At 63.7% G+C, this 16,260-nt stretch carries 14 protein-coding genes; 5 read left to right on the top strand and 9 right to left on the bottom strand.

Features of this window, described 5'->3' with window-relative positions; genetic code table 11:
- Nucleotides 1-17: 17 nt before the first annotated feature.
- Entirely contained in the window at nucleotides 18-803 is a 786-nt protein-coding gene (locus ASC75_RS00445; RefSeq protein WP_055970585.1) for a TSUP family transporter, read from the bottom strand.
- A gap of 164 nt (nucleotides 804-967) precedes the next feature.
- On the opposite strand from ASC75_RS00445, the gene ASC75_RS00440 reads away from it, so the two are divergent.
- Nucleotides 968-1,399, top strand: a complete 432-nt coding sequence (locus ASC75_RS00440; protein ID WP_055969100.1) for a TerB family tellurite resistance protein — start codon at nucleotides 968-970, stop codon at nucleotides 1,397-1,399.
- A gap of 18 nt (nucleotides 1,400-1,417) precedes the next feature.
- Here the strand turns inward: ASC75_RS00440 and ASC75_RS00435 are convergent, their stop codons facing one another.
- The 8 genes from ASC75_RS00435 to ASC75_RS00400 form a co-directional block, all read right to left on the bottom strand.
- Nucleotides 1,418-3,043 (bottom strand): dipeptide ABC transporter ATP-binding protein, encoded by a 1,626-nt coding sequence (locus tag ASC75_RS00435; RefSeq protein ID WP_055969097.1) that lies wholly within the window; start codon nucleotides 3,041-3,043, stop codon nucleotides 1,418-1,420.
- The gene (locus ASC75_RS00430; RefSeq protein WP_184117362.1) at nucleotides 3,040-3,900 is read right to left on the bottom strand and encodes an ABC transporter permease; all 861 of its coding nucleotides are present in this window, start codon (nucleotides 3,898-3,900) and stop codon (nucleotides 3,040-3,042) included. Before ASC75_RS00430 ends, ASC75_RS00435 begins: the two co-directional genes overlap by 4 nt.
- 5 nt (nucleotides 3,901-3,905) lie before the next feature.
- Nucleotides 3,906-4,853: an ABC transporter permease gene (locus ASC75_RS00425; RefSeq protein WP_055969091.1), complete on the bottom strand. Its 948-nt coding sequence runs from the start codon at nucleotides 4,851-4,853 to the stop codon at nucleotides 3,906-3,908.
- A gap of 77 nt (nucleotides 4,854-4,930) precedes the next feature.
- Nucleotides 4,931-6,412 (bottom strand): ABC transporter substrate-binding protein, encoded by a 1,482-nt coding sequence (locus tag ASC75_RS00420; RefSeq protein ID WP_055970584.1) that lies wholly within the window; start codon nucleotides 6,410-6,412, stop codon nucleotides 4,931-4,933.
- Between the two features lie 138 nt (nucleotides 6,413-6,550).
- Nucleotides 6,551-7,831, bottom strand: a complete 1,281-nt coding sequence (locus tag ASC75_RS00415) for an acetylornithine deacetylase/succinyl-diaminopimelate desuccinylase family protein (RefSeq protein WP_055969089.1) — start codon at nucleotides 7,829-7,831, stop codon at nucleotides 6,551-6,553.
- Nucleotides 7,832-7,943: 112 nt separating this feature from the next.
- Nucleotides 7,944-8,444, bottom strand: coding sequence for a RidA family protein (locus tag ASC75_RS00410; protein WP_055969086.1), 501 nt, complete (start codon nucleotides 8,442-8,444; stop codon nucleotides 7,944-7,946).
- A 125-nt stretch (nucleotides 8,445-8,569) separates the two neighbouring features.
- Nucleotides 8,570-8,983, bottom strand: coding sequence for a cytochrome c (locus tag ASC75_RS00405; protein ID WP_055969083.1), 414 nt, complete (start codon nucleotides 8,981-8,983; stop codon nucleotides 8,570-8,572).
- Nucleotides 8,984-9,032: 49 nt separating this feature from the next.
- The gene (locus ASC75_RS00400; RefSeq protein WP_244487720.1) at nucleotides 9,033-10,634 is read right to left on the bottom strand and encodes a flavin monoamine oxidase family protein; all 1,602 of its coding nucleotides are present in this window, start codon (nucleotides 10,632-10,634) and stop codon (nucleotides 9,033-9,035) included.
- 309 nt (nucleotides 10,635-10,943) lie between these two features.
- Between ASC75_RS00400 and ASC75_RS00395 the strand changes: the two genes are divergently transcribed.
- The 4 genes from ASC75_RS00395 (at nucleotide 10,944) to ASC75_RS00380 (ending at nucleotide 16,254) form a co-directional block, all read left to right on the top strand.
- Nucleotides 10,944-11,369, top strand: coding sequence for a L,D-transpeptidase (locus tag ASC75_RS00395; protein WP_055969077.1), 426 nt, complete (start codon nucleotides 10,944-10,946; stop codon nucleotides 11,367-11,369).
- Nucleotides 11,370-11,716: 347 nt separating this feature from the next.
- The gene (locus ASC75_RS00390; RefSeq protein WP_055969074.1) at nucleotides 11,717-14,566 is read left to right on the top strand and encodes a molybdopterin oxidoreductase family protein; all 2,850 of its coding nucleotides are present in this window, start codon (nucleotides 11,717-11,719) and stop codon (nucleotides 14,564-14,566) included.
- A complete protein-coding gene (locus ASC75_RS00385) occupies nucleotides 14,563-15,330 on the top strand; it encodes a 4Fe-4S dicluster domain-containing protein (protein WP_055969071.1) in 768 nt (255 codons plus the stop codon). Before ASC75_RS00390 ends, ASC75_RS00385 begins: the two co-directional genes overlap by 4 nt.
- A 3-nt stretch (nucleotides 15,331-15,333) precedes the next feature.
- A complete protein-coding gene (locus tag ASC75_RS00380; protein WP_055969068.1) occupies nucleotides 15,334-16,254 on the top strand; it encodes a DmsC/YnfH family molybdoenzyme membrane anchor subunit in 921 nt (306 codons plus the stop codon).
- Nucleotides 16,255-16,260 lie beyond the last annotated feature (6 nt).

Here is a 16,260-nt window from a genome sequence, read left to right as displayed (position 1 = left end):
GAGCCGGTCAAAAACGGTCAGACCCCGATCAGCACGCGCAGAGGGTTGGTGGGATCGATGAGCAGACGGATGGCGAGTGCGACGCAGGTGCAGACCAAGAGAGGCTTGATCAGCTTGGCGCCGCTTCGCATGGCCATGTGGGCGCCGAGCCGTGCGCCGAGAAACTGTGCTGCTCCCATCATCAGCCCGATCTTCCAGTAGACGGCACCGACAATGGCAAAGGCGAACAGGCCGCCGATGTTGGAGGCGAAGTTCAGGAGCTTGGTGTGGGCGGTGGCCTTGAGGATGCCGTAGCCGGTCAGCGATACGAATGCGAGCATGAAGAACGAGCCGGTGCCGGGGCCGAAAACGCCGTCATAGAAGCCGATGGCCGGCACAACGGTCACGCCGAACAGGAACGGCGTCATGCGCTCGGTGCGGTCGACGTCGCCCATGTTCGGCTTGAAGGCGAAGTAGAGTGCTATCGCCACCAGCAGGACCGGCATGAAAGCCCGCAGGATGTCACCGGGCAACACGGTCGCCAGCAATGCGCCGAATATCGAACCGATGCAGGACATGGCAGCGGCAGGCAGTTGCTTGCGGATGTCGACATGGCCCTTGGCGGCGTAGGAGATCGTCGCCGAGCCGGAGCCGAACAGCGACTGCAGCTTGTTGGTGCCGAGCGCCTGGACGGGGGGAAGACCGGCCAGCAACAGCGCCGGAATGGTGATCAGGCCGCCGCCACCGGCAATGGAGTCGATGAAGCCGGCAATGAATGCCGCGACCGTCAGGAGCAGGATCGTTTCTGTGGCTATTTCGAACATCGGCGCAGGGCTCTGTCTGGAGGACGATCCGCGTTCGATCACAGCCAATTCGCATGCGCAATAGCGGTCCAGAATCAGGCGCATCCTGGCTGCTGGGCCGAGTGTCTTTCGCAGCCATTTGTTCTATATCGGACACAGCAACTGCCTCGATGGAAGGGATTCGCATGGCGACGGGATTGCTGACCCAGATTCGTACGCTGTTCGAGGGCGACCCAGGGGTACGCAAGGTCGCCGACGATCCAGTGCTTTCGGCCGAACTGCTTCTGCTGTTCCGGATGATCCTGGCGGATGGCGTAGCCAGCGACAGCGAGATGGCCGCATTTCGCCGGATTTGCACCCAGGCCTTCGGCATTGCCGAAAAGAGCATCGACGCCGTCATCGAATATCTCAACGAATTCGGCTACGAGACCAACGGCTCGCAGGCGATTGCGATGTTCCGCGATCTTGATGTCGAGCGGCGCAGGCAGTTGGCACGGCACATGGCCGAAATCGCCAAGGCCGACGCCCATCTGGCGGAAAACGAGGTCAAGCTCCTGCGCCGTACGCTGGATCTGCTCGGCATCAGCCCTGTCGACGTGGTGAAGCCGGCGACCTGATACTGGCCCGCCGGCAGATCAGCCCTGTTCTTGCAGCCGCCTTGCAATGGCCCTGTGCAGGTCGGGTGCTGCCGACACGAGCGCTTGCGCCGCTTCCGTTGAGGGCTGGCTGAGCACGTCCGAGGTCTTGCCGCGCTCGACGATCCGCCCTTCATGCATGACCAGCACGTCGTCGGTGATGGCGCGGGCCACGGTCAGGTCGTGGGTGATGAACAGATAGGCGACGCCGAGCTTCTGGTTGAGCTCGGCGAACAGGTCGAGGATCTGGGCGCGGATCGAAACGTCGAGCGCCGACACCGGTTCGTCGGCCACCACCAGCTTGGGCCGGGTGATGATGGCACGCGCGATGGACAGCCGCTGGCGCTGGCCGCCGGAAAATTCGTGCGGATATTTCTCCATGTCCGACCGGCCGAGGCCGACCTCGTGCAGCGCGCGGGCGACCATGTCGCGGCGTTCCTTGCGGTCGGGACGGCGCTCCAGCAGGTGCAGGGGCTCGGCGACCAGACGTTCGACGGTATGGCGCGGATCGAAGGAGCCGTAGGGGTCCTGGAACACCACCTGCATGTTGCGACGCGGCCGCCGCAGTTCCGCCTCGCTGCGCCCGGCAATGTCCAGGCCGCGAAACTTGATGGCGCCCGAGGTCGGCGTGTCGAGCGCCAGGATCATGCGGGCGAGGGTGGACTTGCCACAGCCGGAACGCCCGACGAGCGCCACCGAGGCGCCGGGTTTCATCGTCAGCGAGACATTGTCCACCGCACGCACCGGTTCCGGCCTGGAAAACAGCGACCGGCGCGTGCCGGGATAGTCGCGCGTGACGTTTGCCACGTCGAGCAGGTTGTCGGCACCGGCTTCTTCGACATGCGGCCTCACCCGCGCCGGTACATGCGTGGAAGCAAGCGCGAGCTGGCGTGTGTAGGGGTGGGTGGCTTCCGACAGCGTGCGGGCGGTGTCGCCGCTTTCCACCACCGTACCCTGGCGCAGGATGGTGATCCGGTCCGCCATCTCGGTGACCACCGCAAGGTCGTGCGAGATGAACAGCAGGCTCATCCTGTTTTCGTCGACCAGTTCCTTGAGCAGGTCGAGGATCTGGGCTTGCAGCACCACGTCGAGCGCGGTCGTCGGCTCGTCGGCGATCAAAAGCTTCGGCTTGAGCGCGCAGGCGATCGCAATGGCCACGCGCTGGCGCTGGCCGCCGGACAGTTCGTGCGGATAGCGCGACAGCGCGAATTTCTGCTCGGGAAGGCCGACGCGGTCGAGGATTTTCCTGGCGCGCTCCTCAGCCTCGCGGCGACTGGCCCTGGTGTGCCAGCGGATGCCTTCTGCGACCTGTTCGCCAATGGTCTTGACCGGATTGAGCGCGGTCATCGGCTCCTGGAATACCATGCCGATGTCATCGCCGCGCAGCGCGCACATCTGCGGTTCGGTCGCGCCGAGAATATCGATGCCGTTGAAGGAGATACGCCCCTTCATCTGGGCATGGGCGGGCGTGAGCCGCATGACGGCAAGGGCAGTCATAGACTTGCCGGAGCCGGATTCGCCGACCAGACCCAGCACCTCGCCGGGGGCAATGGACAGGTCGATGTCCTTCAACAGAGACAGGCTGCCGATCTTCATCGACAGTTTTTCGATCTCGAGCAGGCTCATGGCCGGCGCCTCGCGCGCGGATCGAAGATGTCGGAGATGCCGTCGCCGAGCAGGTTGAGGCCGAGAACGGTGAGAAGGATGGCGCAGCCGGGGAACAGGGCGAGCCAGGGCGCCACCATCATCAGCGTCTGCGCATCGAACAGCATCCGGCCCCAACTCGGCATCGGCGGCTGCGTGCCGAGCCCGACATAGGACAAGGCGGCCTCGGCGAGGATGCCGAGCGCGAACTGGATGGTGCCCTGGACCAGCAGCAGATTGGCAATGTTGGGGATGATGTGCTCGATGGTGATGCGTGCCTTGCCCTTACCGGCGGCGCGTGCGGCAAGGATGTACTCGCGGGGCCAGATCGACAGCGCACCGGCACGCGCCACGCGGGCGAACACCGGGATGTTGAAGATGCCGATGGCGATGATGGCGTTGATGGCGCTGGGGCCGAAGACGGCCGTGATCATGATCGCAGACAAAAGGGCAGGAAAGGCAAAGATGAGGTCGTTGAAGCGCATCAGCGCCTCGTCGATCCAGCCGCCGCGGGCAGCCGCCCAGCAGCCGAGCGGCACGCCTATGCCCATGCCGATGCCGACGGCGACGAGCGCCACGGCAATCGAGTTGCGGGACCCGATCATGATCATCGACAGGACGTCGCGGCCGAAATGGTCGGTGCCGAACCAATGGGCAGAGGAGGGCGGCTGCATGCGATCGGCGACGATCAGCCTGGTGACGTCGAAGGGCGTCCAGAAGAACGAGACAAGCGCCAAGGCTGCAACGACCAGGGTGATGAACAGGCCGATGACGAAGGAGCGGTTGGCAAAGGCCCTGCCGGCGAGGGCGCCGAGGGTCGACGGGGTGCCGGGAGCCATGCTGCTCATTGCCGTGTCCTCAGGCGGGGGTCGACCAGTGCGTAGGAGAGGTCGACGAGCAGGTTCACGGTCACCACGGCGGCGACGAGCAGCATGACCACGCTTTCGACGACGATCAGGTCGCGCTGGGTGATCGCCTGGAACACGAGCCTGCCGAGGCCGGGCAGATAGAAGACGTTTTCGATGATGATGGTGCCGGCGAGCAGGAAGGCGAATTGCAGGCCCATGATGGTCAGTACGGGGATCATGGCATTGCGCAAGGCATGCCGCCACATCACCGCGCGCATCGGCATGCCCTTGGCGCGGGCCGTGCGGATGTAGTCCTCGCCGAGAACCTCGACGAGGGCCGCACGGGTGACACGGGCGAGGATTGCTGCCTGCGGCAAGGCCAGCGCTACCGCCGGCAGGATCAATGCCTTGAGGGCAGGCCAGGCGCCGGCTCCCCAGCCGGGAAAGCCGCCTGCCGGAACCAGCCGCAGCCAGACGGCGAAGACATAGACCAGCAGAAGCGCGAACCAGAAATTGGGCATCGCGACGCCGATCTGCGCCACCGCCATGGCCGCGGTGTCGCCGGCCCGGCCCCGGCGCGCGGCGGCAAACAGCCCGACGGGAATGGCAATGAGCGTCGACAGCGCGAGTGCGATGACGGCGAGCGGAAAGGAAACGACGATGCGCTCCCTGATGAGGTCGATGACCGGAACCGAGTAGGTGTAGGATTTGCCGAAATCGAGCGACAGCAGGCCCCGGGCCCAGTCGAGATAGCGCACGATCAGCGGCTGATTGAGCCCCATCTGGTCGCGCAGCAGTTCGACCTGGGCTTCGCTGGCATTCATGCCGAGCATCACGCGGGCAGGGTCGCCCGGCACCACCTCGAGCATCAGGAACACCACGACCGAAGCGACCACGAGGGTCGCAGCACCGATCAGCAGGCGTTTGAGCAGATAGGCGGTCATCGGCTCAAACTGCCCGAGAAAACGCCGCTCCGAAAGCTCGCAAGGGTTGCGGAGCGGCTGAGTTCACAGGGTTCTTGTCAGTCGGCCCACTTGACCTTGGTCAGGTCGTTGGCCTGGATCGGCGAGTTCTCCCAAAGGCCTTCGACCTTGGCGTCCCAGATGCCGACCTTCGGCAGCTCGAACAGGAAGCCGTTGACGGCATCGTCGGCGAGGATCTTCTGCGCCTGCTTGTAGAGTTCGCTGCGCTTGGCCTCGTCGGAGGCCAGGTTGAGCTCGTCGATGACCTTGTTGAAGGCAGGGTTGTCGTAATTGAAGTAGTAGTCCTTGCGGGCGTAGATATCGATGTCGTTGGGCTCGGTGTGCGAGACGATCGAAAGGTCGTAGTCCTTGTCGGTGAACACCTGCTTGAGCCAGTCGGCCCATTCGACCGGGATGATCTGCAGGTCGATGCCGATCTCGCGCAACTGGGAAGCCACGATCTCGCCGCCCTGTCGGGCGTAGCCGACCGGCGGCAGCTTCAGCGTTGCCTTGAAGCCATCGGGAAGCCCGGCCTCCTTGAGCAGTTCCTTGGCCTTGGCGATATCGTGCGGATAGGTGCCGGTGAGGTCGACATAGGCAGGGTTGTGTGGCGCAAAATGCGAACCGATCGGCGTGCCGAGCCCGCCGGTCGCGCCATCGATCAGCGCCTTGCGGTCGAGCGCATGCGCAATCGCCTGGCGCACCTTGAGATTGTCGAAGGGCGGCCGCTTGTTGTTGGTCGACAGGACCGTTTCGCCTTCGGTGGTGCCGATGACGACCTTGAAGCGCGGGTCGGCCTTAACCTGGGCGAGGGCGTCGCCGAGCGCGAAATTGGGCAGGGCCTGCACGTCGCCGGACAGCAGGGCAGGGATCGCTGCGGCGGCATCGGGGATGATGCGGAACTCGGCCTTGTCGAGCGCGACCGGATCGCCCCAGTAGGTATCGGCCTTAACGAGCGTGATCGCAGAGCCCTTGGCCCAGTTCTGGAACTTGAACGGCCCGGTGCCGACGGGCTTTTCCTTGTTGGTCTCGGCGGTCTCGGGCGCAACGATCACCGCATCGCCCCAGCCGAGATTGTAGAGGAATGACCCGAGCGGGTTCTTCAGCGTCACCTTGATGGTGGCGGGGTCGACCACCTCGACATTGTCGATCGGCGCGAACAGGCCCTTCTGGGCGTTGACCGAGGCTTCGCCGCGGGCGCGGTCGAGCGAGAACTTCACGTCGGAGGCTTCGAAATTGCTGCCGTCGTGGAATTTCACGCCCGCACGCAGCTTGAACGTATAGGTCTTGCCGTCGTCGGAAACGGTCCAGCTCTCGGCAAGGTCGGGCAACACTTCGCCACGCGAACCGATGCGGGTCAGGCCTTCGAAAACGTTGGCATACAGCACTTCGTCGATGGCCGCGGCGGCACCCGCGGTCGGGTCGAGGTGAGGCGGTTCCAGCGGCATGCCGAGCACGAGATCCGTGCGCGCGGCCATTGCGGCGGTGCTGGATGCCAGCGCCAGCGCCGCGGCTGCCAGGATTGTTTTCCACTGCGTCATGCTCAGATCTCCCCGCTTCATTTCGATCGGCCGGATAGAAGCGCGATTTTCCAGCCGAGTAAATCAAGTTTGTTGCAATTGCAGCAGCGCTGCCGAACTGAATTTCCCCGGCGGCGCGGACCAGCGTTGCTTGCGTGTTCAGCCGTTGGACTGGCCGCGCAGCAAGATGTCCAGCCCGATTGCCATTACCTTGGCCGATTGCACCATGTCATCTATGCCCACCCACTCGTCGGGCCGGTGCGCGAGGTCGAGAATACCGGGGCCATAGGCGATGCAATCGTAGAGATGGCCGATACGGGCGACGTGTTTCTGGTCGTATGTGCCGGGCGAGATGACGTATTCCGGTTCCTTGTCGAAGATCTCGCGGATACCCTTGGCGATGGCCGAGGCGACCGGCGCATCGCGCTCGGTCATCAGCGGCTGGACTTCCATGATGTCGCGGATCTCGTAGTCGAATTTCTTGCGCTCGCGCTTCAGGCGATCGAGGATGCTTGTGACCTCCCCCTTCACATCGAGGATATTCTCCTCGAGCAGGAAGCGCCGGTCGATGGTCAGCCGGCATGAATCAGGCACGTTGGGTGACGGCAGGCCAGGACGGAAGTCATCGGTCTGGCCGCCATGGATGGAGTTGATGTTCATCGTCGAGCGCCGCGCGCCTTCGGGCACCACCGGCATGCGCGTGGACTTGCGGTCAAGCGCAGGAAACAGCTCCCGTTCGAAGGCTTCGAGCACCGCGCCCATGTGGCGGACGGCGCAGTCGCCGAGAAACGGCATCGAGCCGTGGGCGATCTCGCCCTTGGTCTCGATCTCCGCCCACCAGACGCCACGATGGCCGAGGCAGATCCGATCCTTGTTGAGCGGTTCCGGGATGATGACGTGGTCGACCTTGGGCTTTGAGAAATAGCCCTTGCCGGCGAGGTAGGCGACGCCGCCGAAGCCGCCCGACTCCTCGTCGACCGTGCCCGATATCTCGATGGCGCCGGGGAAGTCGGGGTTCACGTCCATGAACGCTTCGGCCGCGATGATGGAGGCGGCGAGCCCGCCCTTCATGTCGCAGGCGCCGCGGCCATAGACGCGGCCGTCTCGGATGACCCCCGCGAACGGATCCACGGTCCAGCCTTCGCCAGCCTCGACGACGTCGATATGCGAGTTGAAATGAACCGTCTGGCCACGCGTCCGGCCGTCGAAGCGGGCAACGACGTTGACCCGCGGATAGCGGTCGGTGTCGCCGGGCGTGCCCTCGGCCCTGATGTATTCGACGCCGAAACCGCGCTTCGCCAGGCGATTGCCCAGATACTCCGCGCAAGGGCGATAGGCGTCGCCAGGCGGGTTGATGGTGGGAAAGCGGATCAACTCCGCCGTGAGTTCCGCCAACTCGTTGCGTCGGTCGTTTATGATCCTGAAAAGCTTGTCATACATGCTGCCGACGCGAACCCGATTTTGCTGTCGATGTCAGTCTTGCGCATCCGCGCAAGCGTGTCGAGCACAGCCGGCCGTCCGGAATGCCAGGCGGCCGGACAAAAGATTCCCGTCAGGGACGAACGGCAGTGACTTCGATCTCGACCAGCCAGCCGGGCGCAACGAGGCTGGCAACCTGCATCACCGAGCGCGCCGGCAGGTTGGGCTGCTCCTTGGTGCCGAAGAATTGGGTGTAGCCTTCCATGAAACCGGTGAAATCCATCTTGCCGCCCTTGTCGGGGTCCCCAACCAGGAACACCTGCATCTTGATCACGTCGCCCATCTTCAGGCCGAGGCCGTCGAGCGTCTTTTCGATCGACTTCAATACCGATTCGGTCTGGGTCCTGGTGTTGCCGTAGGCGGCGAGGCTGCCTTTCTCGGCCTTTTCGTCAACGACGGACGGCACCGCGCCGCTGACATAGACGGTCGTCTTGCCGGCTGGCACCTCGACCGCCTGGGCGATGGGAAAATCCGAATTGGGAACCTTGTGGCGCACGATGTCCTGGGCCATCGCGCTGCCGCCGAAGAAAAGGCCAGCCGCAAGCGCGGCGGCGCCGATCCGCATCTTTGTCATCTCTTACTCCTATGCCGCATGGAAATGGAGCAGCCGGCAGAACCGCCGGCCGCCTTAGTCAGGTCGGAGCGCCGCTCCAACCCGTTGAACTGGCATCATCAAGGCTCGATTCTGGCGATGATGTGTCAGCGCGAGCCGGCGACGTCTTCGGCTGTCACTGCATCCTTGTAGTCGTTGCCGAAATTGGTCCTGACATAGTTGACCACCGCGGCGACCTGGTCGTCGCTCATCATCTTGCCGACCGGCGGCATGCCTTTCAGGCCGTGCAGCAGGACATAGACCGGGTAGCCGCCGGCCTCCAGGTTCACGTTCTTGGCGAGGGCAGGGTACTTGCCGGCGCCGACCGCGCCCTGGCCCTGGTCCATGTGACAGGCCTGGCAGACATTGGCGTAGAGTTCCTGGCCGGTCTTTTCGGAGAAGTTGTCGCCGTCGCTGAAAGTCGCGCCGGCCGAATCGGCGAAGGCGCTCGCGGCCGTGAATGCCGTGAAGGCGATCGTTGCGGCCAAGAGGCCAAGTGAATGCTTGGATTGCTGGGTCATGATGGCATGCCTTGCGAAAACGAGGGGTGAGGGACGGACGGCATGACCGTCATCCCGCGACGACACGTTGATGCAGCCTGGTGATGGCATCGAGCGACGACAGGATCGCGCCTTCCATCCACGCCGGGATGTAGGAGGCGTGCTCGCCGGCCAGCACGATGCGTCCGTCGATCTGGCACAGGTTGTCGTAGTGCTGCTTGCGCGCTTCCTCGGTCCAGTCGCCGGCGCAGCCGAGCGTGAAGGGCGACCGGTGCCAGGCCATCGAGATGCCGTTCTCGAACTCGTCCTTGTATTGCGGATGGATCATCGCGCCGTATTCGACCGCGCGCTTGACGCGTTCCTCCGGCGCCATCGAGGTGAATTCGTAGGAATGCGGCCCATTCCAGGTGTAGGCGCCGAGCAATACGCCCTTGCCATCGGTGTTGAAGCTGGTGCTTGGATAGGAAATCTGGGTGATCGGCAGGTCGGTGTAGCTGACACCGCCGAAGATCAGGTCGTCCTGCTCCCAGAAGCGGCGCTTGAATTGCAGGCCAACCTTGACCGAGGAGGCATAAGGCACCGCCTCGATGGCTGCCTGCATCGGCGCGCCGACATTGATTTCGATCTGGCTGAGGATGGTAAGCGGAATCGTGCAGATACACCAGTCGGCCTTTTCCTCGGCCGTCGTGCCGGGCTTTTGCACGTCCTCATAGGTGACGGTCACGCCCTTTTCGTCCTGATGGATCTTGGAGACCTTGGCGTTGTAGGTGATGAGATCGCCGACCTCCTTGGTGAAGGCCTTGCCGATCATGTCGATGCCGCCAACCGGCTGGAACATGGTCGTCTGGAATTCGTAGAGCGCGAAGTTGGCGAGGCTGCCCCACAGGCCCGAACTCAGGATGTCGGTCAGCGCGATCGGGTCGCTGGGCACTGGCGCCGCGCCGAGGCCGCCGCCGGGATCCTTGGCAAAGCCGCGGAACTCGGAGTTGGCGACGCTCTTGGTGTAGGCATAGTCCTTGTCGAGCGCCCCCCACGAGCGCAGCGCTTCGACCAGCATCTCCTGGTCTTCCTTGGTGACGCCGCCTTCGAGTTTGCCGGTGTGGGCGACCTTGGCCAGCAATTCCGAGACATGGCCCTGGAAGTCGATCTTGATGTCGCGCACGCGCTGGGGCTTGCCGCCAAAGGCCTTGGACGAATGCAGGAAGGCATTGTGGTTGAGCTGCTGAAACGGCTCGAGCGTGACGCCGAGGCGGCGGCAATAGGCCAGGAGCCCGTTGTGGTGGTAGGGAATGCGCCACGGGCCGGGGTTGATGTAGAGGCCTTCGTCGAATTCGCATTTCTGCGTCGCGCCGCCAAGCTCGGTGTAGCTGTCGCCGCCGCGCAGCGTCCAGTTACGGCCTCCCGACCTGTTGTTGTATTCGAGGATCTTGACCTTGTAGCCAGCCTGCCGCAGCTCGAGGGCGGCGGTCATGCCGGCGAGGCCAGCGCCCAGGATGAGCACGGTGGCGCCCTTCGGATCGCCCTCCAGCTTGACCGGTCCCTTGTAGCCGGATTCAACGGCCAGGCCGAGGCTGGTCATGGCCTGGTACATCGCCGCCGTGCCCGCCGACAGGCCGATCAACGACAGCAGGTTGCGCCTGCTCATACCGTTAAAATATTGGGATGATTGCATTTTTGAGATCCTCCGGGCGACGGTCCGCTGTTGGCCGCACGTTATCCGGCTGGAGCACGATGGAACGTTGCTCCAGCTGCACGGGCGAGCCTATGCCCATGCATGGGCGAGTCAACTGGGCCAGAAGGGGCGACGACGGGAGCTGGTTTGGGCCACCTGAACGCCGGCAAGAAGCGCAAATGCTACCTGTGGTCGGCACCGAAGACGCCGGGCTCATCCTATGCGCTCAATTTACCAACCGTAGAGTTTTTCATGGTCCCCTATTGGTGCAGGCAGGGAAAAAACTGCCGACAGGGGAGTGTGCGAACAATGTACAAGGCTCTCTTCATGGCCGCTACTTTGGCCCTTGCCGGATTTCCGGCGCAGGCATTGGCCGATGTTCTTGTCGCCAGGGTCAATGTCTCGAGCCAGACCATGACGGTCAGCATGGACGGACGGGTGATCCACAGATGGCCGGTTTCGACGGCGCGCAGGGGATATGTCACGCCGCGTGGCAGTTGGCGGCCCAAGCGCCTGCATCGCATGTGGTACTCGCAGAAATATGACAATTCACCGATGCCTTATTCGGTCTTCTACAATGGCGGCTACGCCATCCATGGCACTGGCGCGGTCAGGCAACTCGGCCGGCCGGCCTCGCACGGTTGCGTCCGATTGCAGACATCCAACGCTGCAAGGTTCTATGCCCTGGTCAAGGAAGTCGGGGCAGGCAACACGAGAATCGTGGTGACAAACTAGGTCTTCCAGGCGGAAACATACGTACCATTTGCCCCGATATCGGCATTTCTGTTGCAGAATTGCTTCATGCCGCAGTCAAAAACCGGAATTTGCCCTCGACCGAGGGGCTCAAGAATTGCCACCGATCACGTCGGTGCTAATGTGCCGTCAATCGAGCTTTGGGGTGACGTGCCTGCGAAAAGGCCGGGGAGTGGGGGCTCCCCGGCTTTTTCATTTCCGGCACAACATGAGCCGCTCGATCTAAGTTCTGATCGGCAAATAGACAAATTTTGCCGTAGAGAGCCATTTTCAAGCATTTCCTTTCGGCGACCGCCTCGCTAGGACTCTTCTTCAGGGGAGGCCGCCGGATGAAATCAGAACCGCATCTAGCGCTTTCGGAACCCGTCTCCGACGAGGTCCGCAAGACCACCTGCTACATGTGCGCCTGCCGTTGCGGCATCGACGTCCATCTGAAGGACGGCAAGGTCCGTTACATCGAGGGCAACCGCGACCATCCGGTTAATCGGGGGGTGCTGTGTGCCAAGGGGTCGGCCGGCATCATGCAGCATTATGCGCCGGCGCGGCTGCGTGCTCCGCTGCTGAGGACCGGTCCGCGCGGTTCCGGCGAATTCAAGGAGATTTCCTGGGACGAGGCCCTGGCCCTGGCGACCGGCTGGCTGGACGGCGTCAGGCAGGACGATCCGAAGAAGCTGGCCTTCTTCACAGGCCGCGACCAATCACAGTCTCTGACCGGGTTCTGGGCGCAGCAGTTCGGCACCCCCAACTATGCCGCTCATGGCGGCTTCTGCTCGGTCAACATGGCCGCCGCCGGCATCATGACCATTGGCGGGGCGTTCTGGGAGTTCGGTGCGCCCGACTGGGACCGAACCAAGCTGTTTGTCATGTTCGGGGTCGCCGAGGACCACGATTCCAATCCGATCAAGATTGGCATCTCGAAGCTCAAGAAGCGCGGCGCGCGCTTTGTCTCGGTCAATCCGGTGCGCACGGGCTACTCCGCCGTCGCCGACAACTGGATCGGCATCCGCCCCGGCACCGACGGCCTGCTGATCCTTGCGGTCGTGCACGAACTGCTCAAGTCGCGGAAGATCGATGTCGACTACATCGTGCGCTATTCCAACGCAACATGGCTGGTGGTCGACGCGCCCGGGACGGCCGAGCATGGACTTTTCGTGCGCGACGACAACGGCAAGCCGCAGGTCTTCGAGACGGTCACCGAGCACGTCGTGCCGCTGGGCACCAAGGGAGCGCGGGCAGCCCTTTCCGGCCGCGTCGAGCTGCCGGATGGCCGTTATGCCGTGCCCTCGTTTCAATTGCTCGCCGAAAAATATCTCGATCCGCAATATGCGCCGGAAGCGGTTGCCCGGGAGACCGGCGTTTCGGCCGAGGTGATACGTGGCCTTGCCGCCGAGATCGCGCGCGTCGCCTTCGACGAGGCGATTTCCATAGACCAGCCCTGGACCGACATGAATGGCGAACGCCACGAGGCGTTTATCGGCCGTCCGGTGTCGTTCCATGCCATGCGCGGGCTGTCGGCCCACTCCAATGGCTTCCAGACGGCGCGGGCGCTGCACATGCTGCAGGTGCTCATCGGTGCGGTCGACTGCCCCGGCGCTTTCCGCTTCGAGCCGCCTTATCCCAAGCCGATCGAGGCGCATCCGACGCCGCACGGCAAGGCCGAGCATTTTGGCTCCAACAAGCCGTTGTCGGGCCCGCATCTCGGCTTTCCCAGGGGGCCGGAAGACCTGCTCATCGATGCGCAGGGCCGGCCAATGCGCATCGACAAGGCATTCTCGTGGGATGCGCCGATCTCTGCCCACGGGCTGATGCACATGGTGATCGCCAATGCGCATGCCGGCGACCCTTATCCGATCGATCTGATGTTTCTCTATATGGCCAACATGGCCTGGAATTCGTCGATGAACACGGCCGGCGTCATCAAGATGCTGGAGGACAAGGATCCTGCGACCGGCGAGTACCGCATCCCGAAGATCATCTATTCGGACGCCTATTCCTCCGAGATGGTCGCCTATGCCGACCTCGTGCTGCCCGACACGACCTATCTCGAACGCCACGATTGCATCTCGCTGCTCGACCGGCCGATCTCCGAGCCGGATGCGGTGCAGGATGCGATTCGCTGGCCGGTGGTCGAGCCCGACCGCGACGTGCGCGGCTTCCAGACCGTTCTTCTCGACCTCGGCTCGCGGCTCAAGCTGCCGGGTTTCGTCGATAGCCGCGGCAAGGCGCTCTACAAGGACTATGCCGACTACATCGTGCGCCACGAGCGGCGGCCCGGCATCGGCCCGCTGGCCGGGTTCCGCGGCAGCAATGGCGACCGGGCCGGGCGAGGGGCAATCAATCCCGAGCAACTCGATCGCTACATCGAGAACGGCTCGTTCTTTTCGGCCCATATTCCGCTCGAAGCGCAGTTCTTCAAGCATGCCAACAAGGCCTACCAGGACTTTGCCGTGCGCATGGGCTTCTTCGACGAGCCGAAGCCGGTGACCTTCCAGCTCTACCAGGAAACACTGCAGAAATTCCGCCTCTCGGCTGAGGGCCTGCGCGAACCGGTAGCACCCGAGACGCATCGCGAGCGCATCCTCGCGGCCTTCGATCCATTGCCGGTTTGGTACCGGCCGTTCGAGGAGGCCGCCGTCAGCCGCGAGGACTATCCCTATCACGCCATCACCCAGCGGCCGGCGGCGATGTATCACTCCTGGGGCTCGATGAATGCATGGCTGAGGCAGATCCACACCCGGAACCCGCTCTACGTGCCCGCCGCCATCTGCGACGAGATCGGACTTGTCGACGGCGATTGGGTCTGGGTTATTTCGCATCACGGACGCATCAAGGTCGAGGCCGCTCGGATGGAGGCGGTCAACTCCAGTACGATCTGGACCTGGAACGCGATCGGCAAGCGGGAGGGTGCCTGGGCGCTCGACAAGGACGCGCCGGAAGCCAAAAAAGGCTTCCTGATGAACCACTTGATCCATGAACTTCTGCCGCCGAAAGGCGATGGCATGCGCTGGTCGAATTCCGATCCGATTACCGGCCAGGCAGCCTGGTACGACCTCAGGGTGCGGATCGAGAAGGCCGACCGCGCCGAGGTCAGCGAACCGCATTTTTCTGCCCTGGCGCAGCCGGGCGGCGAGCGGCCGCATGTGGACGAATTGCGCTACGGCCAGGAGTGGGCGAAATGACTCTTTTGCCGTCAGTGCCAACGCCGAGGAAGCTGGGTCTGGTCATCGACCTCGACGTCTGTGTCGGCTGCCATGCCTGTGTCATCAGTTGCAAGGAATGGAACACCGGCGGTTACGGCGCGGCGCTGTCGGACCAGGACCCGTATGGGGCTGATGTGTCCGGCACCTTCCTCAACCGCATCCACACCTTCGAGGTGGTGCCCGAGGGCGGCCAAGTGATCGGCGAGGCCGGCGAAGCCCGCATCGTGCACTTCCCAAAGTCCTGCCTGCATTGCGAGGACGCTCCGTGTGTCACGGTGTGCCCGACGGGTGCTTCCTACAAGCGTGCCGAAGATGGCATCGTGCTCGTCGACGAAAGCAAATGCATCGGCTGCGGGCTGTGCGCCTGGTCCTGCGCCTATGGCGCGCGCGAGATGGACCTTGCCGCAGGCGTGATGAAGAAGTGCACGCTCTGCGTCGACCGCATCTACAACGAGACGCTGAAGGAGGTCGACCGCGTGCCGTCATGCGTGCGCACATGTCCTGCCAATGCCCGCCATTTCGGCGACCTCGCCGATCCCGGTTCGGAGGTGTCGCGCATGGTGGCCGAACGCGGCGGCTTCGACCTGATGCCGGAACAGGGTACGCGCCCGACCAACAAATATCTGCCGCCGCGGGCGCGCAAGCCGCTCGCCGCGAGCGCCGGCGCTGCCGTGCTTGCCGAGAACACCGATGGCGCCAAAGGCTTCTTTGCCTGGCTCGACGGCATGCTGGACCGAATCTGAAATATGCATCCTGCACCTTCCATCATTCTGTTCACCACGCTTTCCGGGCTCGGCTACGGCCTTGCGGCCGTTCTGGGGCTAGGACTGCTCGACGCTTCGGGCCTGTCGGTGAAGGTCGCGCATCTGGCTGCGTTGGCGATGATAGCCGGTGGGCTGCTGTCGTCGACGCTGCATCTCGGCAATCCGCAGCGCGCCTGGCGAGCCCTGTCGCAATGGTGGTCGAGCTGGCTGTCGCGCGAAGGCGTGATGGCGATCCTGACATTCGTGCCTCTGACGATCTCAGCGTGGTTTGCGGTCGTGGAGGGGGGCTACCAGCCGGTCGCCGGCCTGGTTGGCGCGGCCATGTGCGGGATCACCGTCTACTGCACGGCGATGATCTATGCCTCGTTGCGCTCGATCCAGGCCTGGAATACCGGCTTTACACCGCTTTGCTACTTGCTGTTTGCCGGAGCCGGTGGCTTCCTGCTCGCTTCCGTCGCGGGATATGCATCCGGCGCCGGCGGCACGGTGTGCGCCGTCATCGCCGCCCTGTTTGTCGTGGCGTCGTGGCTTGCCAAGCACCAGTGGTGGACACGCCTGCGGGCCCTTGCTCCCCTGTCGACGCCGGAGAGCGCCACCGGGCTCGGCAACATCGGCCGGGTCAGGCTGTTCGAGCGACCGCATATCAACGACAACTACCTGACCCGTGAAATGGGCTTCAAGGTCGCCCGCAAGCACGCGCTCAAGCTGTCGCGCCTGGCCATTCTTGCAGGCGGTGCGATGCCGATCGTGTTGCTGATCGTGGCCATTGTTGCCGGCGGCGGTGCGGTTGCGGTGATCGCTGCCATGCTGGCGGTGCTGCTCTATGCCCTCGGCCTCGCCGTCGAACGCTGGCTGTTCTTCGCCGAGGCTCGTCACGCCGTCATGAATTATTACGGCGGATAGCGCGTC

The organism is Aminobacter sp. DSM 101952 (assembly GCF_001424795.1).
GTDB classification, from domain to species: Bacteria; Pseudomonadota; Alphaproteobacteria; order Rhizobiales; family Rhizobiaceae; genus Aminobacter; species Aminobacter aganoensis.
The sequence above is the reverse complement of the archived record's forward strand: the minus strand, read 5'-3'. Positions and strand labels throughout refer to the sequence as shown.